The 24,949-nt window shown below is 69.5% G+C and carries 29 protein-coding genes; 20 read left to right on the top strand and 9 right to left on the bottom strand.

Translation table 11 applies throughout. The annotated features are described in order from the left end of the window. Nucleotides 1-104 precede the first annotated feature (104 nt). Nucleotides 105-860: a TerC family protein gene (locus J8I33_RS14755; RefSeq protein ID WP_050015161.1), complete on the top strand. Its 756-nt coding sequence runs from the start codon at nucleotides 105-107 to the stop codon at nucleotides 858-860. Nucleotides 861-950: 90 nt separating this feature from the next. Continuing rightward, nucleotides 951-1,253: a zf-TFIIB domain-containing protein gene (locus J8I33_RS14750; protein WP_124557382.1), complete on the top strand. Its 303-nt coding sequence runs from the start codon at nucleotides 951-953 to the stop codon at nucleotides 1,251-1,253. 113 nt (nucleotides 1,254-1,366) lie between these two features. Here the strand turns inward: J8I33_RS14750 and J8I33_RS14745 are convergent, their stop codons facing one another. Next, nucleotides 1,367-1,777, bottom strand: coding sequence for an Hsp20/alpha crystallin family protein (locus tag J8I33_RS14745; RefSeq protein ID WP_209937377.1), 411 nt, complete (start codon nucleotides 1,775-1,777; stop codon nucleotides 1,367-1,369). Nucleotides 1,778-1,793: 16 nt separating this feature from the next. Continuing rightward, entirely contained in the window at nucleotides 1,794-2,234 is a 441-nt protein-coding gene (locus J8I33_RS14740) for an Hsp20/alpha crystallin family protein (RefSeq protein WP_124557384.1), read from the bottom strand. A 247-nt stretch (nucleotides 2,235-2,481) separates the two neighbouring features. Between J8I33_RS14740 and J8I33_RS14735 the strand changes: the two genes are divergently transcribed. Continuing rightward, a complete protein-coding gene (locus tag J8I33_RS14735; protein ID WP_124557385.1) occupies nucleotides 2,482-3,399 on the top strand; it encodes a 3-hydroxyacyl-CoA dehydrogenase NAD-binding domain-containing protein in 918 nt (305 codons plus the stop codon). Nucleotides 3,400-3,436: 37 nt separating this feature from the next. Here J8I33_RS14735 and J8I33_RS14730 read toward each other — a convergent pair whose 3' ends face one another. Both J8I33_RS14730 and J8I33_RS14725 read right to left on the bottom strand, forming a co-directional pair. Further along, the gene (locus tag J8I33_RS14730) at nucleotides 3,437-3,721 is read right to left on the bottom strand and encodes a DUF4148 domain-containing protein (protein WP_124557386.1); all 285 of its coding nucleotides are present in this window, start codon (nucleotides 3,719-3,721) and stop codon (nucleotides 3,437-3,439) included. Between the two features lie 171 nt (nucleotides 3,722-3,892). Beyond that, nucleotides 3,893-4,741 carry a LysR substrate-binding domain-containing protein gene (locus tag J8I33_RS14725; protein WP_209937370.1) on the bottom strand — a complete coding sequence of 283 codons (849 nt, stop codon included), beginning with the start codon at nucleotides 4,739-4,741 and terminating at the stop codon, nucleotides 3,893-3,895. A gap of 330 nt (nucleotides 4,742-5,071) precedes the next feature. On the opposite strand from J8I33_RS14725, the gene madL reads away from it, so the two are divergent. The 11 genes from madL (at nucleotide 5,072) to J8I33_RS14670 (ending at nucleotide 13,834) form a co-directional block, all read left to right on the top strand. After that, a complete protein-coding gene (madL, locus tag J8I33_RS14720; RefSeq protein ID WP_006485307.1) occupies nucleotides 5,072-5,467 on the top strand; it encodes a malonate transporter subunit MadL in 396 nt (131 codons plus the stop codon). An 11-nt stretch (nucleotides 5,468-5,478) separates the two neighbouring features. Beyond that, nucleotides 5,479-6,246: a malonate transporter subunit MadM gene (gene madM / locus J8I33_RS14715; RefSeq protein WP_027808885.1), complete on the top strand. Its 768-nt coding sequence runs from the start codon at nucleotides 5,479-5,481 to the stop codon at nucleotides 6,244-6,246. A gap of 131 nt (nucleotides 6,247-6,377) precedes the next feature. Continuing rightward, complete coding sequence (mdcA, locus tag J8I33_RS14710) at nucleotides 6,378-8,024, top strand: malonate decarboxylase subunit alpha (protein WP_175975328.1); 1,647 nt, start codon at nucleotides 6,378-6,380, stop codon at nucleotides 8,022-8,024. A 10-nt stretch (nucleotides 8,025-8,034) separates the two neighbouring features. Next, nucleotides 8,035-8,349, top strand: a complete 315-nt coding sequence (gene mdcC / locus J8I33_RS14705; protein ID WP_006485317.1) for a malonate decarboxylase acyl carrier protein — start codon at nucleotides 8,035-8,037, stop codon at nucleotides 8,347-8,349. Further along, nucleotides 8,346-9,281, top strand: a complete 936-nt coding sequence (locus J8I33_RS14700) for a biotin-independent malonate decarboxylase subunit beta (protein ID WP_050015173.1) — start codon at nucleotides 8,346-8,348, stop codon at nucleotides 9,279-9,281. Before mdcC ends, J8I33_RS14700 begins: the two co-directional genes overlap by 4 nt. Further along, entirely contained in the window at nucleotides 9,268-9,975 is a 708-nt protein-coding gene (gene mdcE, locus J8I33_RS14695) for a biotin-independent malonate decarboxylase subunit gamma (protein WP_124594919.1), read from the top strand. Before J8I33_RS14700 ends, mdcE begins: the two co-directional genes overlap by 14 nt. Beyond that, the gene (gene mdcG / locus J8I33_RS14690) at nucleotides 9,962-10,630 is read left to right on the top strand and encodes a malonate decarboxylase holo-[acyl-carrier-protein] synthase (RefSeq protein WP_050015240.1); all 669 of its coding nucleotides are present in this window, start codon (nucleotides 9,962-9,964) and stop codon (nucleotides 10,628-10,630) included. Before mdcE ends, mdcG begins: the two co-directional genes overlap by 14 nt. Further along, nucleotides 10,627-11,493, top strand: coding sequence for a triphosphoribosyl-dephospho-CoA synthase MdcB (gene mdcB, locus J8I33_RS14685; protein ID WP_209937363.1), 867 nt, complete (start codon nucleotides 10,627-10,629; stop codon nucleotides 11,491-11,493). Before mdcG ends, mdcB begins: the two co-directional genes overlap by 4 nt. Then, on the top strand, nucleotides 11,490-12,422 hold the full coding sequence (locus J8I33_RS14680) for an acyltransferase domain-containing protein (RefSeq protein WP_209937356.1): 933 nt from the start codon (nucleotides 11,490-11,492) through the stop codon (nucleotides 12,420-12,422). Before mdcB ends, J8I33_RS14680 begins: the two co-directional genes overlap by 4 nt. A 117-nt stretch (nucleotides 12,423-12,539) precedes the next feature. Next, nucleotides 12,540-13,061, top strand: a complete 522-nt coding sequence (locus J8I33_RS14675; protein WP_209937349.1) for a phospholipase D-like domain-containing protein — start codon at nucleotides 12,540-12,542, stop codon at nucleotides 13,059-13,061. 125 nt (nucleotides 13,062-13,186) lie between these two features. Next, nucleotides 13,187-13,834, top strand: a complete 648-nt coding sequence (locus J8I33_RS14670; protein WP_209937342.1) for a phosphoribosyltransferase family protein — start codon at nucleotides 13,187-13,189, stop codon at nucleotides 13,832-13,834. Nucleotides 13,835-13,841: 7 nt separating this feature from the next. On the opposite strand, the gene J8I33_RS14665 is transcribed toward J8I33_RS14670, so the two are convergent. Then, a complete protein-coding gene (locus J8I33_RS14665; RefSeq protein WP_124680200.1) occupies nucleotides 13,842-15,059 on the bottom strand; it encodes a polyhydroxyalkanoate depolymerase in 1,218 nt (405 codons plus the stop codon). Between the two features lie 166 nt (nucleotides 15,060-15,225). Here J8I33_RS14665 and J8I33_RS14660 point away from each other — a divergent pair, with 166 nt between their 5' ends. Further along, a complete protein-coding gene (locus J8I33_RS14660) occupies nucleotides 15,226-15,855 on the top strand; it encodes a glutathione S-transferase (protein WP_209937334.1) in 630 nt (209 codons plus the stop codon). A gap of 181 nt (nucleotides 15,856-16,036) precedes the next feature. Beyond that, nucleotides 16,037-16,234 (top strand): hypothetical protein, encoded by a 198-nt coding sequence (locus tag J8I33_RS14655; RefSeq protein ID WP_050015242.1) that lies wholly within the window; start codon nucleotides 16,037-16,039, stop codon nucleotides 16,232-16,234. 107 nt (nucleotides 16,235-16,341) lie between these two features. Here the strand turns inward: J8I33_RS14655 and proP are convergent, their stop codons facing one another. Next, the gene (proP, locus tag J8I33_RS14650; RefSeq protein WP_050015187.1) at nucleotides 16,342-17,832 is read right to left on the bottom strand and encodes a glycine betaine/L-proline transporter ProP; all 1,491 of its coding nucleotides are present in this window, start codon (nucleotides 17,830-17,832) and stop codon (nucleotides 16,342-16,344) included. A 538-nt stretch (nucleotides 17,833-18,370) separates the two neighbouring features. Here proP and J8I33_RS14645 point away from each other — a divergent pair. Then, entirely contained in the window at nucleotides 18,371-18,703 is a 333-nt protein-coding gene (locus tag J8I33_RS14645; RefSeq protein ID WP_209937327.1) for a YnfA family protein, read from the top strand. A 27-nt stretch (nucleotides 18,704-18,730) separates the two neighbouring features. Here J8I33_RS14645 and dnaQ read toward each other — a convergent pair whose 3' ends face one another. Genes dnaQ through J8I33_RS14630 form a run of 3 tightly spaced genes read right to left on the bottom strand, consistent with a single transcriptional unit; the run spans nucleotide 18,731 to nucleotide 20,758 of the window. Next, nucleotides 18,731-19,465, bottom strand: a complete 735-nt coding sequence (dnaQ, locus tag J8I33_RS14640) for a DNA polymerase III subunit epsilon (RefSeq protein ID WP_050015188.1) — start codon at nucleotides 19,463-19,465, stop codon at nucleotides 18,731-18,733. A 40-nt stretch (nucleotides 19,466-19,505) separates the two neighbouring features. Next, complete coding sequence (gene rnhA / locus J8I33_RS14635) at nucleotides 19,506-19,949, bottom strand: ribonuclease HI (RefSeq protein WP_050015189.1); 444 nt, start codon at nucleotides 19,947-19,949, stop codon at nucleotides 19,506-19,508. Beyond that, entirely contained in the window at nucleotides 19,946-20,758 is an 813-nt protein-coding gene (locus J8I33_RS14630) for a class I SAM-dependent methyltransferase (RefSeq protein ID WP_050015191.1), read from the bottom strand. The genes rnhA and J8I33_RS14630 overlap by 4 nt, the downstream gene beginning before the upstream one ends. Nucleotides 20,759-20,776: 18 nt before the next feature. Here J8I33_RS14630 and gloB point away from each other — a divergent pair, with 18 nt between their 5' ends. The 3 genes from gloB to J8I33_RS14615 all read left to right on the top strand — a co-directional run bounded on the left by gloB (nucleotide 20,777) and on the right by J8I33_RS14615 (nucleotide 24,704). Continuing rightward, a complete protein-coding gene (gene gloB / locus J8I33_RS14625) occupies nucleotides 20,777-21,598 on the top strand; it encodes a hydroxyacylglutathione hydrolase (protein WP_209937321.1) in 822 nt (273 codons plus the stop codon). A gap of 151 nt (nucleotides 21,599-21,749) precedes the next feature. After that, entirely contained in the window at nucleotides 21,750-23,327 is a 1,578-nt protein-coding gene (locus J8I33_RS14620; protein ID WP_050015195.1) for a transglycosylase SLT domain-containing protein, read from the top strand. A gap of 159 nt (nucleotides 23,328-23,486) precedes the next feature. Beyond that, nucleotides 23,487-24,704, top strand: coding sequence for an MFS transporter (locus tag J8I33_RS14615; protein ID WP_209927413.1), 1,218 nt, complete (start codon nucleotides 23,487-23,489; stop codon nucleotides 24,702-24,704). Nucleotides 24,705-24,949: the final 245 nt, after the last annotated feature.

The following is a 24,949-nucleotide window of genomic DNA, read 5'->3' as shown; positions in this document are numbered from 1 at the left end:
GCGATATATCGAAAAAACCGAACTCAAAGTCAGATTCTCGCTGATTTTTCCGAAGTACGGGGCGGCATATCATCGGGCTTTCCACTTTCGTATCGGCCCATCCCATGGACTACCTGCTGACGCTTGCCACCGACCCCGCCGTCTGGGCCGCGCTCCTGACGCTCGTCGTGATGGAAGTCGTGCTCGGCATCGACAACCTGATCTTCATCTCCATCCTCAGCAACAAGCTGCCCGAAGCGCAGCGCGCCCGCACGCAGCGCCTCGGCATCGCGCTCGCGCTGGTGATGCGCCTCGCGCTGCTCGGTAGCGTCGCGTGGATCGCGAGCCTGACCGAACCCGTGTTCACGCTGTTCGATCATGCGTTTTCGTGGCGCGACATGATCCTGCTGTCGGGCGGCCTGTTCCTCGTGTGGAAGGCGACCACCGAGATCCATCACCACGTGTCGCACGACGGTGGCGGCGCGGGCGGCGCCGCCGGCGCGGCCGGCCTGACGATGTGGGCCGCGATCGGCCAGATCGTGATGCTCGACATCGTGTTCTCGATCGACAGCATCGTGACCGCGATCGGCATGACCGAGCACGTTCCGATCATGTTCGTCGCCGTGATCGTCGCCGTGAGCGTGATGCTGTTCGCCGCGCAGCCGCTCGCGCGTTTCATCGACCGCAACCCGACGATCGTGATGCTCGCGCTGTCGTTCCTGGTCGTGATCGGCATGACGCTGATCGCCGAAGGGTTCGGTTCGCACGTGCCGAAGGGGTACATCTATGCGGCGATGGCGTTCTCGGCGTTCGTCGAGGGCATGAACATGCTGGCGCGGCGCGCGAAGGCGAAGCGTGCGGCGCACGTGGCGCGCGACTGAGCCGGCGCGCGGGATGCCGGCCGCCGCGGCGGTCGGTTCGCGCGCCTCGTACGGAATTCGGATGAAATTCGCACGGAAAGGAGAAACGCGATGAAATGTCCTGTCTGCAAGACGCCCGACCTGCTGATGGCCGAGCGCCAGTCGATCGAGATCGACTACTGTCCGACCTGCCGCGGCGTGTGGCTCGATCGCGGCGAGCTCGACAAGCTGATCGCACGCGAGACCGGCGACGCGCCGGCTCGCCGCGACGCCGCGCCGGCGCAGCACGACGCGCACGCGCCGCGCGAGCGCGACGACGGCTGGGGCCGCGACGGCCGCTCGCACGACGATCGATACCGGCACGACGGCCGGCGCCGCAAGAAGTCGGTGTTCGACCTGTTCGATTTCGATTGAAGCTGAAGTCCGTGCGTTTGAGCGCGCACGGCCCGATGCAAAAAAAGCCCCGCCCGGCATCACGCCGGAGCGGGGCATTTTCATGCGCGTCGCGTCAGCACACGCGTCGACCCTTACGCATTGCCGGCCGTCACGTCGATGCGGCGCGGGCGCGTTTCCTCGCGGCGCGGGATCGTCAGCGTCAGCACGCCGTCGCGCAGGTTCGCGTCGATTCGCGACGTGTCGAGATCGGCGCTCAGCACGAACGACCGTGCATAGCGCGTCGTGCGCACTTCCGCGTGTCGCACGCGCAGGTCGACCGGCGTGTCGAGTTGCGTCGCGGCTTCGATCGTCAGCGTCGTGTCGTGCACCTTCACGTCGAGGTTCTCGCGCGGCACGCCGGGCAGGTCGGCCCGCAGCATGACGCCGCGCGCGTCCTCGACGATGTCGACGGACGGGGTGATCGCGGGCCGGCGCGCGGCTTCGGCGGCGGCAGCGTGAACGGTACTCGGGTGGCGTTCGGCCAGGGTCGGGTTCGTGTTCATGTCGGTATCCTGAAGATTACTGAATGGTGATCGCACGCGGCTTCGATGCTTCGCGCCGACCGACGCGAATCAGCAGGCAGCCGTTCTCGTAGCGGGCGCTGACCTGCTCGGGGTCCGCGTCGCGCGGCAGTTCGACCACGCGGCGGAACGCGCCGTGAAAGCGCTCCTGCGCATACGTGCGCACGTCGTCGCCTTCGGTGCGCGGCGCCGGTTTGCGCTCGCCGCTGATCGTCAGCAGGTCCTTGTCGATCGACACGTCGAAGTCGGCCGCGGCCATGCCGGGTGCGAACGCGACGATCTCGATCGCATCGTCGGTGGCGCCGACGTTGAGCGCGGGAAACGCGCCGGCGCGCCCCGCACGGATGCCGGACGGCCGTTCGCCGAGCAGGCTCGCCATCTGCCGCTGCACGCGGGCGAATTCGTCGAACAAGTCGTAGCCGTGATGGATACCGCTCATGTTGGTCCTCCTGAACAGGGAACGCGGGAGACGTGACGGCGCGACGCCTGCGGCGGGCGCGACGGGTGGCTCCACGGGGTCGATAACGGGGGCGGTGCGTTGCATGCGGCACTGCCCGACGACGCTTAATTAGTGGCCGCCGCCGCGCATTTCAAGAGGGAATTTGCAATCGGCGTCGACGCGTGCGCAGGGGATTCGATGCGACAATCGCCGCGACATATCCGCAGACCAACCACACGGGACAACCATGGACATTCGACGTATCGCGATCGTCGGCGCCGGCGTGATCGGCGCGAGCTGGGCCGCTTTCTACCTGACGCAAGGCTTCGACGTCGTCGCGACCGACCCGGCGCCGCAAGCCGACGCGCGGCTGCGCGACGCGCTCGCCGCCTTCCTCGGCGAGCGGGCCGCCGAACTTTCCGCGCGGCTGTCGTTCGACGCCGATCTCGTGCGCGCGCTGGACGGCGTCGACTTCGTGCAGGAGAACGGCCCCGAGCGGCTCGACCTGAAGCGCGCGCTTTACCGCCAGATGGACGACGTGCTGCCCGCGCACGTGCCGATCGCATCGAGCTCGTCGGGCCTGAAGATGTCCGAGATCCAGACCGCGTGCGCGAAGCATCCGGAGCGCTGCCTGATTGCGCATCCGTTCAATCCGCCGCACCTGATTCCGCTCGTCGAGCTGGTCGGCGGCGACGCGACCGGCCAGGACGTGATCGCGCGCGTGAAGCAGTTCTACGATGCGCTCGGCAAGCAGACGATCGTGCTGAACAAGGAGATGACCGGCCACGTCGCCAACCGGCTCGCGGCCGCGCTGTTCCGCGAGGTGTATCACCTCGTCGGCGAAGGCGTCGTGAGCGTCGCCGATGCGGACAAGGCCGTCGCGTGGGGCCCCGGCCTGCGCTGGGGGCTAATGGGGCAGTGTCTGACCTATCACCTTGGCGGCGGCGCGGGCGGGATCGCGCATTTCCTCGAACACCTGTCGGGGCCGATCACGAGCTGGTGGGACGACCTCGGCACGCCGTCGTTCGATCCGGAAGTCGATCGCAAGCTGACCGACGAGCTGCGCGCGATCCAGGGCGAGCGCTCGATGCAGGAACTGGCGGCGGAGCGCGACCGGTTGCTCGTCGAGCTGATCGACGCGCGGCGCCGCAGCTTCCTGCCCTGATCCTCATCCGGTCGCGCCGGCGCAGTGGCGGCGCCGGTCATTGCTGCGACATCGCCTGGCTGGCGGGCGGCGTGTGAGCCAGCCACGTGGGGCTCACGGCCTGCACGAGTTCGCGGTTGCGCGCACGGGTCGCGGCGTTCGGCGGGTAGTTGCCGTCGTTGGTCGGCAGTTCGCCGTCGAGATAGGCCTGCTTGAGCTGGTCGATGACTTCCGCGCGTGTCAGGCCTTGTTGTGCGGGGGCCGACGCGTCGGTCTGGGCAAAGGCGGGGGACAGCAAGGCGGCTGCAGCGGTCGCGACGGCGAATCGCAGGACGTTCTTCATGGCGGGCTCCGATCAAGGGGACGGGGTGCCGGACGCGCGCGGCGATGCGCGGTGCGTTCGGATGGGGCCCATTGTCGCGAGCGGGTGCTGCGCGGACGATGACGCGTTCCGGGCAAACCTGTCAGGTGCCGCTGGATGCGACCGCGCCCGCGTGCGGTGCCCGCCGTGCCGTTACAACTCGGCCGCCGCCGTGATCAGCGTGGCTTCGAGCGCGAGCGTCGAGCGCGACGCGGCCGCCGGGCGATCGATCACGTATTCGAGTTCGCCGAGTTCCGGCAGCCCCGCATCGAGCCGCGCGAGCCCGGCCGGAATCACGTAGCCGGCGAACGCGCTGACGCCGAGCCCCGCGCTCGCGGCCGCCCGCAGCACCGCGATGCTGCTGCTCACGACGGCGATCCGGTACGGCCGCCCGACGGCCTCGAGCGATTCGAGCACGCGGCGGCGCGACACGCTCGGCTCCGGATGCAGCGCGAGCGGCAGCACGGTCTCGTGGCCGGTGATCCGCGAATCGGGGCCGGTGCACCAGTACAGCGGTTCGCTGCGGATCACGCGGCCGCGCCGGCTGCCCGCGACGCGCTTCGCGAACACCAGATCGTGGCGGCCTTCGTCGAGCGCATCGAACAGGTCGCCCGACAGCCCCGTCGAGATCGCGAGCTCGACATCCGGATTGCGCTGCACGAAGCTCGCGAGCGCGGCCGTCAGGTGCGCCGACGCGAAATCCTCCGACATTGCGAGCCGCACCTTGCCCGACAGCGGCGGCCCGCAGACCGACGTGACGGCCTCGTCCATCAGTTCGAGGATGCGCACCGCGTAGCGGAACAGCGCGTCGCCGTGCTGCGACAGGTGCACGTTGCGCGTGTCGCGCTCGAACAGCGGCCGGTCGAGCAGCTCCTCGAGCCGGCGGATATGCTGGCTGACAGTCGACTGCGACAGGTTCACGCGCTCGGACGCGGCGGTGAAGCTGCCGGACTGGGCGACGGCGACGAAGCTGCGCAGCAATTCGGGCGGTAACGGACGCATTGCTAAATCCACTGAATCGGTTTCGACAACTTCATAAATGGCCGGATTTTGCGGCGCTAGTATCGGATCACGCGCCAGTGCGGCCTCCGCGAACGGGGGGCATCGGACGCGTAGCCCGTGTCGCGCCGCCGGCTGCACCAATCAGTCTAAGCCATCCGGCGTCCGGCCCGAACCCGCATCATCCCATCGACCCCCGAGAACGCGCTCGCACGACGAGCCGCCGGGCCGCGGCGCCCCGCCGCAGGAGACAGACAGTCCGCCCGGGATCGGCGTGCGGGCCTGGCTCCCGCACGCGTCAGGCGCCCGTCACGAAGAGACTGGAGACGACTCATGATCATCTACGGAACCGCGCTGCTGGCGTTCTGCCACCTGGCCGGACTGTTCCTCGGCGACCTGCTCGGCAGCGCGATCGGCGTGAAAACCAACGTCGGCGGCGTCGGCATCGCGATGCTGCTGCTGATCTGCCTGCGCCTGTGGCTGCACCGGCGAGGCTGGCTGCCGAAGGAGACCGAGGCGGGCGTCGGTTTCTGGGGCGCGATGTACATCCCGGTCGTCGTCGCGATGGCCGCGAACCAGAACGTCGTCGCCGCACTGAAGGGCGGGCCGGTCGCGCTGCTGGCCGCGGTCGGCGCGGTCGCGATCTGCGCATGCTGCATCGCGGTACTCGCGCGCACGGGCCGCGACGACACGGCCTTCGCGGGCGTGCCGCAATTCGAAGAACAATAACGGAGGCCGCCATGCTGCAGATGCTCGAAAAAACCGTCGCCCACAACGGGCTCGTCGCGTCGTTCGCGCTGGTCGGCCTGATCATGTGGCTGTCTTCGATCGCGTCGCGCAAGCTCACGTTCGGCCGCGTGCACGGCTCGGCGATCGCGATCGTGATCGGCCTCGTGCTCGCCTACGTCGGCGGCGCGTTCACCGGTGGCGAGAAGGGGCTGGCCGACGTCAAGCTGTTCGCCGGCATCGGCCTGATGGGCGGCGCGATGCTGCGCGATTTCGCGATCGTCGCGACCGCGTTCGAAGTGCAGCCGACCGAGGCGCGCAAGGCCGGGCTCGTCGGCGTCGTGTCGCTGCTGCTCGGCACCGTGCTGCCGTTCATCGTCGGCGCGTGCGTCGCGCGCGCGTTCGGCTATACCGATGCGGTCAGCATGACGACGATCGGGGCGGGCGCCGTCACCTACATCGTCGGGCCCGTCACGGGCGCGGCGATCGGTGCGAGCTCCGACGTGATCGCGCTCAGCATCGCGACGGGGCTCGTGAAGGCGATCATCGTGATGGTCGGCACGCCGGTCGCGGCCAACTTCATGGGACTGAAGACGCCGCGCTCGGCGATGATCTTCGGCGGGCTCGCGGGCACCGTCAGCGGCGTGAGCGCGGGCCTTGCCGCGACCGACCGCCGGCTCGTGCCGTACGGCGCGCTGGTCGCGACGTTCCATACCGGCGTCGGCTGCCTGCTCGGGCCGTCGCTGCTGTTCTTCACGACGCGCGCGCTGGTCGGCGCGTAGGGCGATGCGACGCGGCCCGCGCGCGGGCCGCATCCATCGCGGCGTCCTCTGAGTCGCATTCTGCAACATCATCAATCGGCAGCGGCGCCAGGCTTAGAATGCCGCTGAACCCTCGAAGCGGAGAACTGTTCATGACCGGATGGAATCACGCGCGGCAAGCGCGCGATGCACGCGTCGCGGCCGGCGCGGCGTACGCGCAGGGCAAGCGGGTCGATGCGCGCGACACCGTCGCGTTGCTCGAAGCGGTGCTGCGGCCAGGCGACCGCGTTTGCCTCGAAGGCGACAACCAGAAACAGGCCGACCTGCTCGCGACGGCGCTCGCCGACGTCGACAGCGCGAAGATCCACGACCTGCACATGGTGCAGTCGGGCGTCGTGCTGCCCGAGCATCTCGACGTGTTCGAGCGCGGCATCGCGACGCGTCTCGACTTCGCGTATTCGGGCCCGCAGTCGCAGCGCATCGCGAAGCTGCTGTTCGGCGGCAAGATCGCGCTCGGCGCGGTGCATACCTATCTCGAACTGTTCGCCCGCTACTTCATCGACCTCACGCCGCAGGTCGCGCTGATCGCGGCCGTGAGCGCCGACGCCGACGGCAACCTGTACACGGGCCCGAACACCGAGGACACGCCGACCGTCGTCGAAGCCACCGCGTTCAAGGACGGCATCGTGATCGCGCAGGTCGACCGCATCGTCGACAAGGTGCCGCGCGTCGACATCCCGGGCGATCGCGTGCATTTCGTCGTCGAGGCCGGCCGGCCGTTCTACGTCGAGCCGCTGTTCACGCGCGATCCGGCCGCGATCACCGAGACGCAGATCCTTACCGCGATGCTCGCGATCAAGGGCATCTACGAGCCGTATGGGATCAAGCGCCTGAACCACGGGATCGGCTTCAACACGGCCGCGATCGAGCTCCTGCTACCCACCTACGGCGCGAAGCTCGGGCTGAAGGGCAAGGTCTGCACGCACTGGGCGCTCAATCCGCATCCGACGCTGATTCCCGCGATCGAATCGGGCTGGGTCGAGCAGATCCACTGCTTCGGCTCCGAAGTCGGGATGGACGACTACATCCGCGCGCGCTCCGACGTATGGTTCACGGGCCCCGACGGGTCGCTGCGCTCGAACCGCGCGTTCTGCCAGACGGCCGGGCTCTATGCGTGCGACATGTTCATCGGCTCGACGCTGCAGATCGACCTGTCCGGCCATTCGTCGACGGTCACCGCCGAGCGGATCGCCGGTTTCGGCGGCGCGCCGAACATGGGCAGCGACGCGCGCGGCCGGCGCCATCCGAGCGAACCGTGGTTGAAGGCGGGCGCGGAGGCCGATCCCGACACGCCGGCGGCGCTGCGGCGCGGGCGCAAGCTGGTCGTGCAGATCGGCGAGACGTTCGGCGACAAGAACGTGCCGATGTTCGTCGAGAAGCTCGATGCGCTGAAGCTCGCGGACAAGCTGCAGCTCGACCTCGCGCCGATCATGGTCTACGGCGACGACGTCACGCACATCGTCACCGAGGAGGGCATCGCGAACCTGCTGATGTGCCGCGACAAGGACGAACGCGAGCACGCGATCCGCGGCGTGGCCGGCTATACGGACGTCGGCCGCGGCCGCGACCGGAAGATGGTGGAGCGGCTGCGCGAGCGCGGCGTGATCCGCCGCCCGGAGGATCTCGGCATCGATCCGCTCGACGCCGACCGCCGCTGGCTCGCCGCGCGGTCGATCAAGGATCTCGTGCACTGGTCGGGCGGGCTTTATGCGCCGCCGGCCCGGTTCCGCAACTGGTGAGGAAGAGGGCATGGAACAGTTGAACTATCGCTTCACCGCGCGCGAACGCGCGAAGGGCGAGCAGGCCGCGGCGCTCGTCGGCGTGGTCGCGTCCGGCAATCTCGAGGTGCTCGTCGAGCGCGTGCTGCCGGGCAACGAATGCGAGATCGACATCCGCACCGCGGCCGTCGGGTTCGGCGCGGTGTGGCAGGCGGTCGTGTCGGATTTCGTCGAACGGCGCACGCCGGGCGGCCTGAAGCTGTCGATCAACGACGGCGGCGCGCGACCCGACATGGTGTCGCTGCGGCTCGCGCAGGCCGTGCGCGCGATCGAGGGAGATGCATGATGAGCGACGTGATCCACGACGCACCGGCGTTCGTCGCGAATGCGGCGAGCTGGTACGAAGCATCGGCGCGGCAGCGCATCGACGGGCTGCTCGACGCGGGCAGTTTCAGCGAATTCCTCGGGCCGGCCGAGCGCATGACGAGCCCGCACTTGCCGCTGTTCGGCCTGCCGCAGCAGTTCGACGACGGGATGGTGGTCGGCCACGGCCGGCTCGACGGCCGGCCGGTGTTCGTCGCCGCTCAGGAAGGCCGCTTCATGGGCGGCGCGTTCGGCGAAGTGCACGGCGCGAAGCTCACCGGGCTGCTGCGCGCCGCGCGCGAAGTCGGCAAGCCGGTGCTGATCCTGTTCGATACGGGCGGCGTGCGGCTGCAGGAAGCGAACGCGGGCGAGCTCGCGATCGCCGAGATCATGCGTGCGCTCGTCGAAGCGCGTGCGGCCGGCGTGCCGGTGATCGGGCTGATCGGCGGCCGCGCGGGCTGCTATGGCGGCGGCGGGTTGCTCGCCGCGTGCTGTTCGGCGCTCGCGGTGTCGGAGCAGGGGCGCATCAGCGTGTCGGGCCCCGAAGTGATCGAGACCAATCGCGGCGTCGAGGAATTCGACTCGAAGGATCGCGCGCTGATCTGGCGCACGATGGGCGGCAAGCACCGGCGCTTGATCGGCGGCGCCGATCGCTACGTGGCCGATACGCCCGACGCGTTCCGCGCGGCGGCGCTCGATCTGATCGGTCGCGCGCCGACGTTCGATGCGGCGATGCTGCGCGCGGAACAGGCGCGTCTCGAAGCGCGGGTCGAACGGTTCGGCGGCTGCAACGATGCGCTCGACGTGTGGCGCGCGCTCGGGGCCACCGAGCCGGAAGCGATCCCCGGCATGCCCGACGAAGCATTCGCGAAGCTCGCCGACCAGTTACAGGAGCCGCAGCATGACGCTCGATGAAGTACTGACCTCGCTGTTCCCCAAAGGCCATTCGATCGCGCGCAATGGCGGCCTGCTGACGGGCCACGCGGAACTGGCCGGCACGCGCGTCGACGTGATCGGCGTTGCTGACCGCTTGCCGTTCGGCATCGACGAGGCGCTGACGCTCGCGTCGCGCGTGCTCGACACGGTCGCGCGCGGCGGCGACACGCCGATCGTCGTGCTGGTCGACAGCGACAGCCAGCGGATGAGCAAGCGCGACGAACTGCTCGGCCTGAACGAAGGGCTGTCGCATCTCGCGAAGTGCCTGATGCACGCGGATCTCGCCGGACACCGGACGATCGGCGTGCTGTACGGCCACACGGCCGCGGGCGCGTTCATCGCGACCGCGCTCGCGACCCGCACGCTGCTCGCGGTGCCGGGTGCCGAGCCGGAGGTGATGGACCTGCCGTCGATGTCGCGCGTGACCAAGCTGCCGATCGACGTGCTGAAGGAGATGGCGCGTTCGACCCCGGTGTTCGCGCCGGGGCTCGACAACCTCGTGAAGATGGGCGCCGTCGACGCCGTGCTCGATCCGTCCCGCGCGCTCGACGCGCAGGTCGGCGAATGGCTCGGCAAGCCGGCCGAGCGCGTCGACCGGCGCGCGGCGCGCGGCCGGCCGGTCGCGACCGACGTCGCCGCCCGCGTCGAGGCCCTTGCGCGTGCCGCACGCTGAGCTGCCGCTGCGCCGCCACACGCTCGTCACGCTGACGGCGGGCGGGTGGGGCGCGGCCTTTGCCCACGACCCCGCGCTCGCGGGCGATCCGCTCGTGCGCGCATGGGCCGAACGCGGCTGGCCGCTGATCGTGCGTCGCGCGTCGCCGGATGAAGCCGATGCCGGCCGCGTGCCGCTCGGCCTGCCGCTGCCGCCGCCGGCGGGCAAGCGGCGCATCGCGCTGAACGTGGCCGCCCACGCGCTCGCGACGGTCGGCCCGCTGCCGGCGTTGGCGGACGTACGCTCCGGAGCGCCCGCCGCGTGGCATGCGCCGCTGCGCGAGCTCGATGCGCTCGGCGCGCGCTGCGGCGTGCAGGGCCGCGTGTTCGGCAGCCTCGCCTGGCAGGCGCTGACCGGCGAGCCGTACCTGAGCGCATCGTCCGATCTCGACATCGTGTTCCCGCTGCCGGACGCCGCGTCGCTCGCGCCGTTGCTCGACGGTCTCGCGACGATCGATGCGCGCGCGCCAATGCGCATCGACGGCGAACTGCTGCGCGACGACGGCGCGGGCGCCAACTGGCGCGAACTGCACGCGCGGTTGCCCGAAGTCGCGGTGAAGACCGCGACTACCGTCGAATTGATGCGCGCCGATGCGTTCATCGGGGGCACGCAATGAACGCCGCGGCTGCCTGTCGCGTCGCGGCGCCGTCCGAGGCCGAGCGCATCGCCGCGCTGGCCGAGCGCAGCCTCGTGCTCGAGATCGACACCTACCCGAAGCCGGGCCTCGTCAGTCACGTCGACACCGGCAGTCACGCGGACATGGATGCCGCGACGTTCACGCGCAGCGCCGTCGTGCTGCGGCCGTACTTCGCGGAACTCGCCGACGCGGGCGCCCGCGACGCCGACATGGCCGTGCTGCGCAAGATCGGCCTGCGTGCCGAGCACGCGATGCTCGCCGCGACCGGCGGCGTCAATACGCATCGTGGTGCGATCTTCGGGCTCGGGCTGCTGTGCGCGGCCGCCGGCCGGCGCACGATACCGGGCGCGCTGCCGGCCGGGACGACGCTCGGTGCGTTCGTGTCGCGCCGCTGGGGCGTCGAGATCCTCGGCGGTCCACGTGTGCCGGACAGTCACGGCGAGCGCGCGAGCCGCCGCTACGGTGTCGGCGGCGCGCGTCGCGAGGCGGCCGACGGCTTTCCGACCGTGTATGCGATCGGCTTGCCCGCGCTGCGCCGCGCGCGGCGCGACCTGCCGGGCGACCCGGAAGCCGCGCGCGTCGCCGCGTGCTTCGCGCTGATCGCCGCGCTCGACGACACGAATCTGCTGCACCGGGGCGGGCAGGACGGCCTCGATTTCGCCCGCGCGACCGCCCGTGCGTTCGTCGCGCACGGCGGCGTGCGGGCGCGCGACTGGCGGCTGCGCGCGGCGGCCGCGCATCGTGCGTTCGTCGCGCGCCGGCTGAGTCCGGGCGGCGCGGCCGACCTGCTCGCGATGAGCGTCTTCGTCGATGCGCTCGAAGCCGAAGGGCACGCGCGATGACGCTGGCCATCCTGTGTTCGGGGCAAGGCGCGCAGCGCGCCGACATGTTCGATCTGACCGGATCGGCGCCGCAGGCCGACGCACTGTTCGCGCATGCGGGCCGGCTGCTCGGCGACGATCCGCGCACGTGGGTCCGACAGGCCGGCCCCGACGCGCTGCAGGAAAACCGGGTCGCGCAGATCCTCTGCACGGTCCAGGCGCTCGCGGCCGCCGCGCTGCTCGACGCTGTGTGGCCACGCCGGCGCTGCGTCGCGGGCTACAGCGTCGGCGAGGTCGGCTCGTGGAGCGTCGCGGGAAGGATCGACCCGCACGATGCGCTCGATCTGGCCGATGCGCGTGCACGCGAGATGGATGCCGCGAGCGGCGGCGACGAGCGGATGGTGTTCGTGCGCGGCCTGACACGCGCGCAACTGGCGCAGTTCTGCGACGGTCGCGACGCGGCTATCGCGATCGCGAACCCCGGCGATGCGTTCGTGGTTGCGGGGCGGCACGCCGACGTCGATGCCGTGGCCGACGACGCGGCGCGCGCCGGCGCGTTGCGTGTCGCGCCCGTCTGCGTGCGGATCGCGTCGCATACGCGTCGGCTGGCGGCGGCCGTGCCGGCCTTCCGCGCGACGCTGGCCGCGACGCGCGTGCGCCGGCCGTTGCCCGGCACCCGGCTGTTCTCGGGGATCGATGGCGCGTCCGTGCTCGATGTCGACACGGGCCTCGACAAGCTCGCGCGGCAGATCGCGGAGCCGGTCGAATGGGCGGCCTGTCTCGCCGCGTGCGTGGAGGCCGGCGCGACAGCGTTTCTCGAACTCGGCCCCGGGCGCGCGCTGGCCGAGATGGCCGGTGGCGCGTATCCCGCGTTGCCCGCGCGCAGCCTCGCGGATTTCCGTTCCGTCGACGGCGTGACGCGTTGGCTCGCGCGCGTCGCGGCCGGCTGATCGGCGGGGCGAAACCCGGCCCGAAACACAGCGGCCGGGCACCCGTTCCGCACTGTGTGTTGCGTCGGCGCAGCAGCGTCGCAGCCGCCTCTTGTCACGCGAATTGGCGTCGCTACAATGGCGCCCGCCATGAGACCAGCCGCCTTCCTCCTCGCCGCGTTCTGCTGCGCGACGAGCGTCCACGCCAGCCAGATTCCGTCCGACGCCGCATCGGTCGGCACGTACTTTTCGTATGACAACGCGGCGGCCGACGCGACCGTCGATCTGATCGAACAGGCGCAGCGCCGCGTGCTGCTGGCCGGCTATACGCAGGTGCCGCCGACGGTCGCGAGCGCGCTGCGGGCGGCCCGCGCGCGCGGGATCGAGGTGCGCGTCGTGCTCGTGCGTTCGCCGCGCGCGGGCAAGACCAGCGGCGCCGGCTATCTGAAGTCCGCAGGCATCGACGTCGCGATCGATTCGGGGCACGGCGGCCCCGCGTCGCGCTTCGCGATCGTCGACGACAGCGTCGCGCTGACGACGCTGTCCGACGGCGCTGCCGAGCACGCCGACACGGTGAACGTGTTCCGGCGCGCGCCCGAACTCGCGCAGTCCTACGCGCAGTCGTTCTGGCGGCTGTACCGGCAGGCCGCCGGCCTCTGACCCTTTCCCGCGGCGCGTCGCGCACCGGTATGACCCTGCTTGCATCGGCGCGACCGATGAACCATGCTCGTTGACAGGCGTCGGCGCGGGTTGCGCGCGCCCGGCGCAACGGCAGGGAGCCGATCGTGACCGAAAGCAGTTTTGCCGATCGCGCCGATGCCGGCCGCCAGCTGGCCGACGCGTTGCGCGAATACGCGGGGCGAACCGACGTCGTCGTGCTCGCGCTGCCGCGCGGCGGCGTGCCCGTCGCGTATCCGGTCGCGTGCGCACTGCGCGCGCCGCTCGACGTGCTGGTCGTGCGCAAGCTCGGCGTGCCGTTCGACCCCGAGCTCGCGATGGGCGCGATCGCGACGGGCGGCGCGACCCATCTGCAGCGTTCGGTGATCCGCGCGATGGACGTATCGGATGCGCAACTCGCCGACGTGATCGCGCGCGAGACGATCGAACTGCAACGCCGCGAGGCGCTGTATCGCGGCGCGGCGCCGCCGCTGGCGGTGGATGGACGCATCGCGATCGTCGTCGACGACGGTGTCGCGACCGGCGCATCGATGCGCGTCGCGCTGCAGGCGCTGCGCGAGCGCCGTCCGGCGCGCATCGTCGCGGCGGTGCCGGTCGCGCCGGCGGGCGCGGCGCATGCGTTCGACGGCCTGGCCGACGTATTCGTCGCGGTGTCGCAGCCGGCGCGGCTTTTCGGGATCAGCCAGTTCTACGCGCGCTTCGAGCAGACGAGCGACGACGAGGTGCGCGCGCTGCTCGACGCGGCGCGCCCCTGACGCGTCGTCACGTCCGACGGTTCCGGCGCGGGCGCGGTCGGCCGGCTTCCGCCAGCGCGAACACGCGTTGCATCGCCGGATGGACGTTGCCGTGCCAGCGTGGCCCCGTAAACAGTCCGTAGTGATCGCAATCGTCGACGTCGACGCGATGGCGCGCGTCGGCCGAGAGGCCGCTGCACAGGCCGAGCGCCGCATGCGTCTGGCCGGCGCCCGTGACTGTGTCGCGGGCGCCTTCGACGGTCAGCAGCGCGACGTCGCGCAACGCGGCCGGTTCGACGCGCCGGCCACGCACGCGCCACGCGCCGGTCGCGAGCAGCATGCGCTGGAACACGACGTCGACCGTATCGAGAAAATAATCGGCCGGCATGTCGAGCAGCGCGGTGTATTCGCGCAGCGCCCGCCGGGCGTCGGCAAGCCCGGCCATGTCGAAGCGGGAGGCGGCCAGCGCGTAGGTCTCGATCAGCGCCAGGAAGCGTTGCGGATACAGCAGTGCGATCTCGCCCTGTTGCAGATAGGTCGGGAACACGCGGCGGCCATGCCCCGCGAACCCGGGCGGCACGATGTCGATCAGGTGGCGCCGGCACCAGTCGAGCGAATGGGCGGCCGCCGCGGCGCCGAGCGCGCTCGGGTTCAGCCGCGCATCGAGCGGGCCGCCGATCAGCGTGATGCTCGCGGGCGGAGCGAGGCCGCGCGCGGCCCGCAGCGCGAGTGCGCCGAGCGCGGGCACGGTCGCCTGGCACACGGCGACGACGTGCAGCGGCCGATCGTCGTGCTGGAGCGCGTCGACGAAGCCGTCGAGCATCGCGACGTATTCGTCGAGCCCGAAACGGCCTGCCGCGAGCGGCACGTCGCGCGCATTGCGCCAGTCGGTCACGCAAACGTCGCCATCGGCGAGCAGCGTTTCGGCGGTTTCCCGCATCATCACGGCCGCGTGCCCGACGAGCGGCGCGCACAGCAGCACGGTGCGGCGCGCGTCGGCGTGCGCGAAGCGCCGCAAGTCGCAAAACGGCGTGTGCGCGACCACCTGCTCGCCGACGTCGGGCCACGCGAGATCGAAGCCCGGCGGCGCGGCCTGCGGCCCGAGCAGCGGTTCGAACAGGTCGTCGTAGCACGACGACGCGGCATGCGGCAGCGACGCCGCGGGCCAGGCATCGAACGCGTATCGTGTCGCCGCGCGCCATGCGCGCATCCATTCCCGCTGCTGCTCGACGACGGCGTACCACATGGCGGACCCTGGGGCGGAAGGAGCGTGAATATCCATTATGGTCACTGTGGCCGCGCAGCGGGAGGCGGATGTGCGGGCGGCTGATCTGCATCACGCGCACGCTAGGCGCTGCCGCGCGACGCTGCTACAGTCGTCGGTCCCATTCCCTCGAAACGGAGCGTTTGCGATGAAACTGATCGGTATGCTGGATTCGCCGTTCGTGCGCCGGGTCGCCATTTCGGCGAAGCTGCTCGACCTGCCGTTCGAACACGAGTCGATCTCGGTATTCCGTCACATCGAGCGGTTCAGGGCGCTCAACCCGGTCGTCAAGGCGCCGACGCTCGTGACCGACGGCGGCGCGACGCTGATCGATTCGTCGCTGATTGTCGACTATCTCGATCATCTCGCCGCGCCGGAGCGGCGCCTGCTGCCCGACGCCGTCGATGCCCGATTGCGCGCGCTGGTGCCGATCGGGTTCGCGCTGGCCGCCGCCGAGAAAACCGTGCAGTTCGTCTACGAGCAGGCGCTGCGGCCGTCGGACAAGCAGCACGAACCGTGGATCGAACGCGTGCTGAGCCAGCTCGAAGGCGCATACGGCGCACTGGAGCCGCTGGTCGCGGCCACGAACGGCTGGTTCGGCGGCGCGCGGCTGCTGCAGTCGGACGTGACGGTCGCGGTGGCGTGGCGCTTCACGCAGTTCATGGCGGCCGACTACCCGGCGCTGGCGCGGATCGATCCGGCCCGTTATCCGGCGCTCGCCGCCCATTCCGCGCGGGCGGAAGCGCTGCCGGCCTTCGTCGATACGCCGCTCGCGTAGCTTTTGAAGCGGTTCGCCGGGCTGCCGCACGCCGCTGCCAGGCGCCGCTCGCCGTTGTCCGGCAAGCCGCTGCCGATTGTTCTCGGCCGCTGACAAGTGACTTCGCATTCGCGCTGTTTATCCGGACGCGACCGATCCCTAGAATCCACTCCATCAAATCACGCATTGCCAGATGGAGCCGATGATGAAAGCCCTGATTGAATCGAGCCTGTACCACCCGTCCGTCGTGTTGGCGCTTGCCGGGCTCACGCAGCTGATGGTCGAGCGCGATTTCAATCTCGGCCAGGTCGGGATGATCGTCGCGGCGCGCGGTGCGCAGGCAGCCGTGTCGCGGTCGCGCGCGCTGATCTTCTGCCGTCACTGCGAAGCGCACGCATGAACGCGCACGCCGACTGAATGAAAAAAGCCCGGCCGGCGCAAGCCGGTCGGGCGGATCGGGTTCGATCGGGCCCCGGCTTCGGCCGGGGCTTTTTCATTGGGCGACGCTCACGCGCGGGCGGGCGTCGCGACGCCGTAGATGTCCGATTCGTCGTCGTCCTCGCGCAACTGGCGCGCGAGCTGGTGCGCTTCGCGGCGCGTCGCGACGGCCGGCGGCGAGCCCTTCAGCGGCTGGCGCGCGGTTTCGGCGAGCGCGACGACCGACACGATGCCGATCAGCGCGGCGCCCATCATGTAGTACGCGGGCATCATCAGGTTGTGCGTCACGTCGACGAGCCATGCGGTCACCAGCGGCGTCGTGCCGCCGAACAGCGACACCGACACGTTGAAGCCGATCGCGAGCGCGCCGTAACGGATCTCGGTCGGGAACAGCGCGGGCAGCGCCGACGGCATCACGCCGGTGAAGCACGACAGCAGCACGCCGAGGATCAGCAGGCCGCCGAACACCGATGCCGTGGTGCCCGTGTGGATCAGCATCAGCGACGGGATCGACAGCACCAGCAGGCCCACGCAGCCGGCGAGCATCACCGGCTTGCGGCCGACCTTGTCGGACAGGCGGCCGGCGTACAGCGTCATCGGCATCATCAGCACCATCACGAGCAGCACCAGCACGAGGCTGTGCGATTCGTCGAAGTGCAGCGTCGACGACATGAAGCTCGGCAGGTACGACAGCACCATGTAGTCGGTCACGTTGAAGATCAGCACGAGGCCGACGCACAGCAGCAGTGCACGCCAGTTGCGCAGCAGCGTCTCGCGGAAGCGCGTCTTCGGCACGGCCTTGTCCTGCGCTTCGCGCGCTTCGGCCTGGCGCTTGAACGCGGGCGTTTCCTCGAGCTTCATCCGGATGTACAGCCCGATCAGGCCGAGCGGCCCGGCGATCAGGAACGGCACGCGCCAGCCCCACGACAGCAGCGCGTCCTGCGACAGCGACGCGGTGAGCAGCGCGACGACGCCCGCGCCCAGCACATAGCCGATCAGCGTGCCGAACTCGAGGAAGCTGCCCATGAAGCCGCGACGCTTGTCGGTCGAGAATTCGGCGATGAAGGTCGCCGCGCCGCCGTATTCGCCGCCGGTCGAGAAGCCCTGCACGAGGCGGGCGACGAGCAGCAGGATCGGCGCCATGATGCCGATCGACGCATAGCTCGGGATCAGGCCGATCGCGAAGGTGCCGACGGCCATCATGATCATCGTCGCGGCGAGCACGCGCTGACGCCCGATGCGGTCGCCGAGCGGCCCGAACACCATGCCGCCGAGCGGACGCACGAGGAACGCGGCCGCGAACGTGCCGAAGGTCGCGAGCAACTGCGCGGACGGGCTGCTCGACGGGAAGAACACCTTGCCGAGCGTGACGGCGATATAGCTGTAGACGCCGAAGTCGAACCATTCCATCGCATTGCCGATGGCCATCGCGCTGACGGCGCGCTTGAGCAGGCTCTGGTCGACGACGGTGATGTCGTCCGCGGCGAGCGGGGCTTCGCCGGACGGCGAAGCGGTGGAAGAGACAGCGGTCGGGCTGACGTGTGTTGCGGTCAAGGTCATGCACTCCTTTGACAGCGCCGGAACGGGCAGGGCCGTCCGACACGGTTTGCCGGCGAGCGCGGTGTCGTGTGCTGCGCGTCGGGGCAGACCTTTAAGCACTTACTGCGCAGGGGGCAGCAAAGGGCCAAGGGGTTGCTTCGACGCGGGCCCGATGGGCCGTCGCGACAGTGCGCTCATGAAGAATGGGCCGCGTGATGCGAGCGGCAGATGCCGGTGCGGACGAGATGTCCGGTGTTCCGGCAACGCCCCGGAGGGGCAACGAAACGAGAAAAGCGGGCCTGTCGGGCGGGCTTTCCTGTGGATGCAATTTCGATCGAGGCACCGGCCCGCAGCGTGCGGACGGACTTCTCTCAAAATCGAAAAGACAGAGATTGAATGTTGAAACAGGCGACATGATAGCACGATGACGGACGATCGCGCAAATTGCGCGGAATCGCCCGCCTGGCGGGGCATCCGGCGCGGCCCGCTCGGGTATGATCGGCGGCGCGCGGCGCGGCCGATCGTCCGCCGCGACGGGGCTGAATTCGCGAGGAACCGGATGACCGAACTGATCAGGATCGCGGCGCTGTTCGCCGCTACCGCGCTGGCCGAAATCGTCGGCTGCTATCTGCCGTGGCTCGTGCTGAAGGCCGGGCGCCCGGCCTGGCTGCTGGTGCCGGCCGCGCTGTCGCTCGCGCTGTTCGCGTGGCTGCTGACGTTGCACCCGAGCGCGGCGGGGCGCACGTATGCCGCGTACGGCGGTGTGTACATCGCGGTGGCGCTGATCTGGCTGCGGGTGATCGACGGCGTCGCGCCGACCCGCTGGGACGTGGCCGGCGCGGTGCTCGCGCTCGGCGGGATGGCCGTCATCGCGCTGCAGCCGCGCGCATGAGCGCGGCCGCGACGCGGGCCGCGGGTATTACGCTGCTTCGGCGGTATCTGTCTCGGCGGACTGGCGCCACACGCAGGTGCCCTTGACCGACTTGTCGAGCTCGTCGAGCTGAGCCTGGTGCGCGGCCAGCTCGTCGTCGCTCGCGACCACCACGGCGAGGTCGAGTGCGGCGAGCGACACGCGCTGGCCGTTCGCCGCGCCGCCGCCGACGCCCGCGTCGTCGAGCATGTCGATCACGAGGCTGTCCTGGCCGCGCGTCATCGCGAGATACACCTCGGCGAGCAGCTCCGAGTCGAGCAGCGCGCCGTGCAGCGTGCGGTGCGCGTTGCTGATGCCGAAACGGTCGCACAGCGCGTCGAGCGAGTTGCGCTTGCCGGGGAACATCTGCTTGGCCTGCACCAGCGTGTCGATCACGCCGCCGCAATGCTCGGTGAACGGCGGCAGGCCGAGCCGTGCGAATTCGGCGTCGAGAAAGCCGAGGTCGAACGGCGCGTTGTGGATGATCAGCTCGGCGTCCTTCACGAAGTCGAGGATCTGATGGGCGACTTCCGCGAATTTCGGCTTGTCGCTCAAGAATTCGGTCGTGAGGCCGTGCACCGCCAGTGCGCCCGGATCGCTGTCGCGTTCGGGGTTCACGTAGAAGTGCAGGTTGTTGCCGGTGAGCCGCCGGTTCAGCAGCTCGACGCAGCCGATTTCGATGAGACGGTCGCCCGTGCGGGCGTTCAGGCCGGTGGTTTCGGTATCGAGAATGATCTGGCGCATGTCGGGAAAAGCAGGAAAAACGGGAGAGGGCGGCCGGTGTTCAGGCGGCCAGCGATTCGACGCCGCGGTTCGCGAGCGCGTCCGCGCGCTCGTTTTCGGGATGACCTGCATGGCCCTTGACCCAGCGCCATTCGATCTCGTGCTGCACGACGAGCGCGTCGAGCCGCTTCCACAGGTCGGCATTCTTCACCGGCGTCTTCGCCGCGGTGACCCAGCCTTTCTTCTTCCACCCGTGGATCCACTCGCTGATGCCCTTCTGCACGTATTGCGAGTCGGTATGCACGATCACCCGGCACGGCCGCTTCAGCGCTTCGAGCGCGGCGATCACGCCCATCAGCTCCATGCGGTTGTTGGTCGTGTTCGGCTCGCCGCCGAACAGTTCCTTTTCCTTGTCGCCGTAGCGCAGCAGCGCGCCCCAGCCGCCGGGGCCGGGATTGCCCTTGCAGGCGCCGTCGGTATAGATGTCGATGGTGTCGATTGTCATGAACGTTCTTGGTGAGTGGTCGGGGAGGCCGCCGGCGTCAGGCCCGGTGCGAGCACGGGCTTCTTCATCTTGATCGGGCCGACGAGGCGCATGCCGCGCACGCGCTTGACGGCCGTCACCATGTAGACGGCGCCGAAGATCGGCCACCAGCGGTCGCCGGCGGCCTCCATGAAGCCGTAGCGGGCCAGCCACTGGTCGGTGGCGAGCGGCGGCCGGTAGCAGCCGAAGCGGCCGCGTTCGAGGTCGAAACCGAGCAGCTTGATCCAGTCCTTCAGCCGGATGAACGCGATCTGGTCGCGCGTGGCCGGCACGAACGGGCGGTTCGCCATGCGCCCGAACGACTGCCGCATGCCCCACAGGCTCAGCGAATTGAAGCCGGTGATCACGAGCTGGCCTTCCGGCATCAGCACGCGCTCGGCCTCGCGCAGCAGGCGGTGCGGGTCGGACGTGAATTCGAGCGTGTGCGGCATCACGATCAGGTCGACGCTCTGCGACTCGAACGGCAGGTCGAGCAGATCGCACCAGGTCGTGCTGCGATCGGCGGGCGCATGGCCCGCCGTGTGCGCTTCGCGCGCCCACGGATACTGATACGGCGCGCTCGCGCCGCTCGCCGGGTCGAGCACGAGGCCGCGATACGGCATGCGGTTCTCCCGCAGCGCGTCGAGCTGCGGCAGGCCGAGCTGCAGCGCGTGGAAGCCGAAGACGTCGGACACGATCCGGTCGAGCTGCGCCTGTTCCCAGCCCAGCACGTAGCGGCCGGGCGGCGAGTCGGTCCAGGCGGGCCAGTCTATAATTTGTGGATCGGACATAACGATGATTGCGCGCCCATGAACGAGCTGGAATACGTGCCGGTTCCGGCATTCGAAGACAACTATATCTGGCTCGTCTCGGACGGCCGCGATGCGATCGCCGTCGATCCGGGTGAAGCCGCGCCCGTACGCCGGGTTCTTGCCGAACGCGGATGGCGGTTGACCGCTATTTTACTCACGCACCACCACGCCGACCACGTCGGCGGTGTCGACGCGCTGCGTAATAGCCAACCGGACGATGCTCCCCTCCCCGTTTACGGTCCCGCCGCCGAAGCGATCGGCGTGGTCACGCGGCCGCTGGCGGGCGGCGATCGCGTGACGCTCGACGCGCCGGCCGTCGCGTTCGACGTGCTCGACGTGCCGGGTCATACGCGCGGCCACATTGCGTATTTTCAGACGGCCGGTCAAGGCGCGGCCGGGCAGGGCAACGCGGAGCCGCACGTGCTCTGCGGCGACACGCTGTTCTCGTGCGGCTGCGGCCGCCTGTTCGAAGGCACGCCCGCGCAGATGCTCGCGTCGCTCGACGCGCTCGCGGCGCTGCCGGGCGACACGCGCGTGCATTGCGCACACGAATACACGCTGTCGAACATCCGCTTCGCGCTCGCGTGCGAGCCCGGCAATGCGGCGCTCGCCGCGTGGCGCGACGACGCGCAGGCACTGCGTGCGCGCGGCGTGCCGACGCTGCCCACGACGATCGCGCACGAGCGCGCGGTCAACCCGTTCATGCGGGCCGACAGCGCGGCGATCCACGCGACGCTCGAGGCCGAGCTGCACGAAACGGTGACGGATCGTCTGGCCGCGTTCACGCTGATGCGCGAATGGAAAAACCGGTTCCGGTAACGTTTTTCGGAGGACTCCAAAGCTCAAGCGGTGTCTGTAAAAATTGCTCCAAATGTAGGATTTCGCTGAGTTTTCGGTGTTTTTATTGACGTGAAGCACGCACTTCCGTAGTATCGCCTGCAATTTCCAGCCGTCGGAAGCAGAGATTTTCATGCGACTTATATTGAGTGCGATGGTGGTGCTGCTACTCGCCGCTTGTGCGAGCCAGCCCCCTGTCGCCAACACCGCCGCCGATCCGCAGGCGACGTCCAACTACCTCCGTAAATCAGCCACCGCCAAAGAAACTGTCGACGTCGACAAGCAATCCGTCGGCGACCTGACCACGGCAGACTCCGATCTCTGGGCGCGCATCCGCCGCGGCTTCCAGATGCCCGACCTGCAGAGCGATCTGGTCGACATGCAGACGACCTGGTATACGCAGCGTCCCGATTACGTGCAGCGCATGACCGAGCGCTCGCAGAAGTACCTGTACCACATCGTCGAGGAACTCGAGGCGCGTCACATGCCGACCGAGCTCGCGCTGCTGCCGTTCATCGAGTCCGCGTACAACCCGCAGGCGCTGTCGGTCGCGAAGGCGGCAGGCATGTGGCAGTTCATGCCCGGCACCGGCCGCACGTACAACCTGAAGCGCAACATGTGGCAGGACGAGCGCCGCGACGTGCTCGCGTCGACGAGCGCCGCGCTCGACTACCTGTCCCGCCTGCACGACATGTTCGGCGACTGGTATCTGGCGCTGGCCGCGTACAACTGGGGCGAAGGCAACGTGCAGCGCGCGATCGCGCGCAATCAGGCGGCCGGCCTGCCGACCGACTACCAGAGCCTGCGGATGCCGAACGAGACGCGCAACTACGTGCCGAAGCTGCAGGCGGTGAAGAACATCATCGCGAGCCCGCAGCAGTACGGCCTCGCGCTGCCCGATATCCCGAACCATCCGTATTTCGTGACGGTGACGACGTCGCGCGACATCGACGTGGCGGTGGCCGCGAAGCTCGCGAACCTGCCGCTCGACGAATTCCGCTCGCTGAACCCGTCGTTCTCGAAGCCCGTGATCCTCGGCGCGACCGAGCCGCAGATCCTGCTGCCGTTCGACAACGCGTCCGCGTTCGAGAAGAGCCTGAAAGCCTACAACGGCCAGCTGTCGTCGTGGACCACCTACACGGTCAGCGAGCGTGCACGCCCGGCCGCGATCGCCGAGAAGATCGGCGTCGACGCCGATACGCTGATGTCGGTCAACAAGATTCCGGCCGGCATGCGCCTGAAGCCGGGCTCGACGATCGTCGTGCCGCGCGGCGATGACGACGACGAGGACATCAGCGCCGACGTCGCCGAAAACGGCGCGCTCGCGATGGAGCCGGACGTTCCCGATACGCGCAAGATGCTGATCCGCGTGCGTCGCAAGCAGTCGATGGCGGCGCTCGCCGGCCGCTACGGCGTGTCGGTCGGCCAGTTGAAGGCGTGGAACCGTACGCACCGCGATCTCGTGATGCCGGGCCAGGCGCTCGTGCTGCACGTGCCGGTCGGCCGTTCGGTGCCGGCGGAACCCGGTCCGGAGCGGATCGCGACGTCAGCCGCCGGTGCGCACATCGAGCGCGCGAGCCTGGCGGTGGGCGGCAAGTCGCATGGTGGCAAGCGCAGCGTCGCCAAGTCGTCGGCGAAGTCGGCGAAGGCTGCCGCTCCTGTGAAAGCCGCGCCGGCCAAGACCGCCGCGCACAAGGGCAAGAAGAAGTAAGCGCGGCCGTCGCGCGCGGCGCAGCGGCCGGTGAGGCCCGGACGATTGCGCTATCATCCGACGAATTCGACGAAACGCCGTCACCGAGGTGACGGCGTTTTCGTTTGTGCGCGGCGCGTCGGCGCTGCGTCGCGCGTCTTCATCCAACAAGGAGAAGCGATGTCGTCGGTGCAGGTGAGGGTGCTCGCGCTGTTTTCGGTCGGGTATTTCGTGTCGTACGTGTTTCGCGGCGTCAATCTGGGCTTCGCGCCGTTCGTCACGCACGAGCTCGGGCTGTCGGCCGCCGATCTCGGCCTGCTCACCAGCCTGTATTTCCTCGGCTTCGCGGGCGCGCAGATTCCGGCCGGCGTGATGCTCGACCACTTCGGCCCGCGCCGTGTGACGGCCGGCATGCTGCTGTTCGCGGCGGCCGGCGCGGCCGTGTTCGGCGCGGCGCACGGCATCGGCATGATGATGGTCGGCCGGCTGCTGATTGGTGTCGGCGTGTCGGTGTGTCTCGGCGCGGCGTTCAAGGCGCTCGCGCAGCATTTCCCGGTCGGCCGGCTGCCGCTCGTCAATGGCCTCGTGATGGCCGTGGGCGGCCTCGGCGGCGTGATGGTCGGCTCGCCGCTGACCTGGCTGCTCGGCTGGGCGAGCTGGCGCGCGATCTGTTTCGGCCTCGCGGTGCTGACGGTGATCGTCGCGGCGTCGATCGGCTTCGGCGCGCCCGACGCGCAGCAGGCGCGCCACCAGGGCGGGCTCGTCAGCCAGTTCAAGGGCACGTGGCACATCCTGACGAGCCGCGCGTTCTGGAAGATTGCGTCGTTCTCCGTCGTCACGCAGGGCGTGTTCTACGCGATGCAATCGTTGTGGGTCGGGCCGTATCTGCGCGATGTCGGCGGGTTCGACGCGCCGCATGCCGCACGCCTCGTGTCGGTGCTCGGCTTCGCGATGATGGCCGGCTGCGTTGGCTTTGGCGCGGCGGCGCGCGTGCTCGAGCGGCGCGGCGTGTCGGTTTACGCCACCTGCGGCATCGGCATGGCGCTGTTCGTCGCGACGCAGCTCGCGATCGTCGCGCGCGTGCCGTTGTCGCCCGCGATGCTGTGGGCCGCGTACGGAATGTTTGGCGGCGTGGGCATCCTGACCTACGCGGTGATGGCCGGACATTTTTCCGCCCATCTGATCGGCCGCGCGAACACCACGCTCACGCTCGTGATCTTCCTGCTGATCTTTGCGTTCCAGATCGGCGTCGGCGCGGTGCTATCGCACTGGCCGGCGGTCGACGGCCGTTATCCGGCGGCCGCGCACTTCACCGCGTGGGGCGTGCTGCTCGCGCTGCAGCTCGCGAGCGCGGTGTGGTACGTGTGGCCCGCGCGCGGGACTGGTCAAGCGCACTGATCCGGCGGTACGCTGGCGGGTAGGGCGGCCGCGGAAACGGGGCCGTAGCACGGTGCGCTGCGCCGCCGGACGCGGCGCACACACGATCGGACGGCCATATCCATTGAAGATAGGCCCATTTTCAGGCTATAATTTGAAAGTTTGTGCTGATCAACCTCGCACCCTAGCGCCTACCTCATTCATCCCGTTCATCCGCCGCACGCCGCCTGCCGGGCGATGCCGCGAAGCCTCGTGCGCCACGCGCC

It is taken from the genome of Burkholderia sp. AcTa6-5 (genome assembly GCF_017815075.1).
Classification (GTDB): domain Bacteria; phylum Pseudomonadota; class Gammaproteobacteria; order Burkholderiales; family Burkholderiaceae; genus Burkholderia; species Burkholderia sola.
Note: the sequence above shows the minus strand (reverse complement) of the source record. Positions and strands in the feature narration are given on the sequence as shown.

Coding starts and splice junctions, on each gene's coding strand:
- J8I33_RS14740 (WP_124557384.1), bottom strand. CDS start 2,234: ATGAGCGGTATCCATCACGGCTACGACTTGTTCGACGAATTCGCCCGC.
- J8I33_RS14700 (WP_050015173.1), top strand. CDS start 8,346: ATGATGAGCGACGTGATCCACGACGCACCGGCGTTCGTCGCGAATGCG.
- J8I33_RS14680 (WP_209937356.1), top strand. CDS start 11,490: ATGACGCTGGCCATCCTGTGTTCGGGGCAAGGCGCGCAGCGCGCCGAC.
- gloB (WP_209937321.1), top strand. CDS start 20,777: ATGAACGAGCTGGAATACGTGCCGGTTCCGGCATTCGAAGACAACTAT.
- rnhA (WP_050015189.1), bottom strand. CDS start 19,949: ATGACAATCGACACCATCGACATCTATACCGACGGCGCCTGCAAGGGC.
- J8I33_RS14755 (WP_050015161.1), top strand. CDS start 105: ATGGACTACCTGCTGACGCTTGCCACCGACCCCGCCGTCTGGGCCGCG.
- mdcA (WP_175975328.1), top strand. CDS start 6,378: ATGACCGGATGGAATCACGCGCGGCAAGCGCGCGATGCACGCGTCGCG.
- madM (WP_027808885.1), top strand. CDS start 5,479: ATGCTGCAGATGCTCGAAAAAACCGTCGCCCACAACGGGCTCGTCGCG.
- J8I33_RS14615 (WP_209927413.1), top strand. CDS start 23,487: ATGTCGTCGGTGCAGGTGAGGGTGCTCGCGCTGTTTTCGGTCGGGTAT.
- mdcC (WP_006485317.1), top strand. CDS start 8,035: ATGGAACAGTTGAACTATCGCTTCACCGCGCGCGAACGCGCGAAGGGC.
- J8I33_RS14725 (WP_209937370.1), bottom strand. CDS start 4,741: ATGCGTCCGTTACCGCCCGAATTGCTGCGCAGCTTCGTCGCCGTCGCC.
- J8I33_RS14745 (WP_209937377.1), bottom strand. CDS start 1,777: ATGAACACGAACCCGACCCTGGCCGAACGCCACCCGAGTACCGTTCAC.
- J8I33_RS14750 (WP_124557382.1), top strand. CDS start 951: ATGAAATGTCCTGTCTGCAAGACGCCCGACCTGCTGATGGCCGAGCGC.
- J8I33_RS14630 (WP_050015191.1), bottom strand. CDS start 20,758: ATGTCCGATCCACAAATTATAGACTGGCCCGCCTGGACCGACTCGCCG.
- J8I33_RS14730 (WP_124557386.1), bottom strand. CDS start 3,721: ATGAAGAACGTCCTGCGATTCGCCGTCGCGACCGCTGCAGCCGCCTTG.
- J8I33_RS14645 (WP_209937327.1), top strand. CDS start 18,371: ATGACCGAACTGATCAGGATCGCGGCGCTGTTCGCCGCTACCGCGCTG.
- madL (WP_006485307.1), top strand. CDS start 5,072: ATGATCATCTACGGAACCGCGCTGCTGGCGTTCTGCCACCTGGCCGGA.
- mdcB (WP_209937363.1), top strand. CDS start 10,627: ATGAACGCCGCGGCTGCCTGTCGCGTCGCGGCGCCGTCCGAGGCCGAG.
- J8I33_RS14660 (WP_209937334.1), top strand. CDS start 15,226: ATGAAACTGATCGGTATGCTGGATTCGCCGTTCGTGCGCCGGGTCGCC.
- proP (WP_050015187.1), bottom strand. CDS start 17,832: ATGACCTTGACCGCAACACACGTCAGCCCGACCGCTGTCTCTTCCACC.
- J8I33_RS14655 (WP_050015242.1), top strand. CDS start 16,037: ATGATGAAAGCCCTGATTGAATCGAGCCTGTACCACCCGTCCGTCGTG.
- J8I33_RS14735 (WP_124557385.1), top strand. CDS start 2,482: ATGGACATTCGACGTATCGCGATCGTCGGCGCCGGCGTGATCGGCGCG.
- J8I33_RS14675 (WP_209937349.1), top strand. CDS start 12,540: ATGGCGCCCGCCATGAGACCAGCCGCCTTCCTCCTCGCCGCGTTCTGC.
- dnaQ (WP_050015188.1), bottom strand. CDS start 19,465: ATGCGCCAGATCATTCTCGATACCGAAACCACCGGCCTGAACGCCCGC.
- J8I33_RS14620 (WP_050015195.1), top strand. CDS start 21,750: ATGCGACTTATATTGAGTGCGATGGTGGTGCTGCTACTCGCCGCTTGT.
- J8I33_RS14665 (WP_124680200.1), bottom strand. CDS start 15,059: ATGTGGTACGCCGTCGTCGAGCAGCAGCGGGAATGGATGCGCGCATGG.
- mdcE (WP_124594919.1), top strand. CDS start 9,268: ATGACGCTCGATGAAGTACTGACCTCGCTGTTCCCCAAAGGCCATTCG.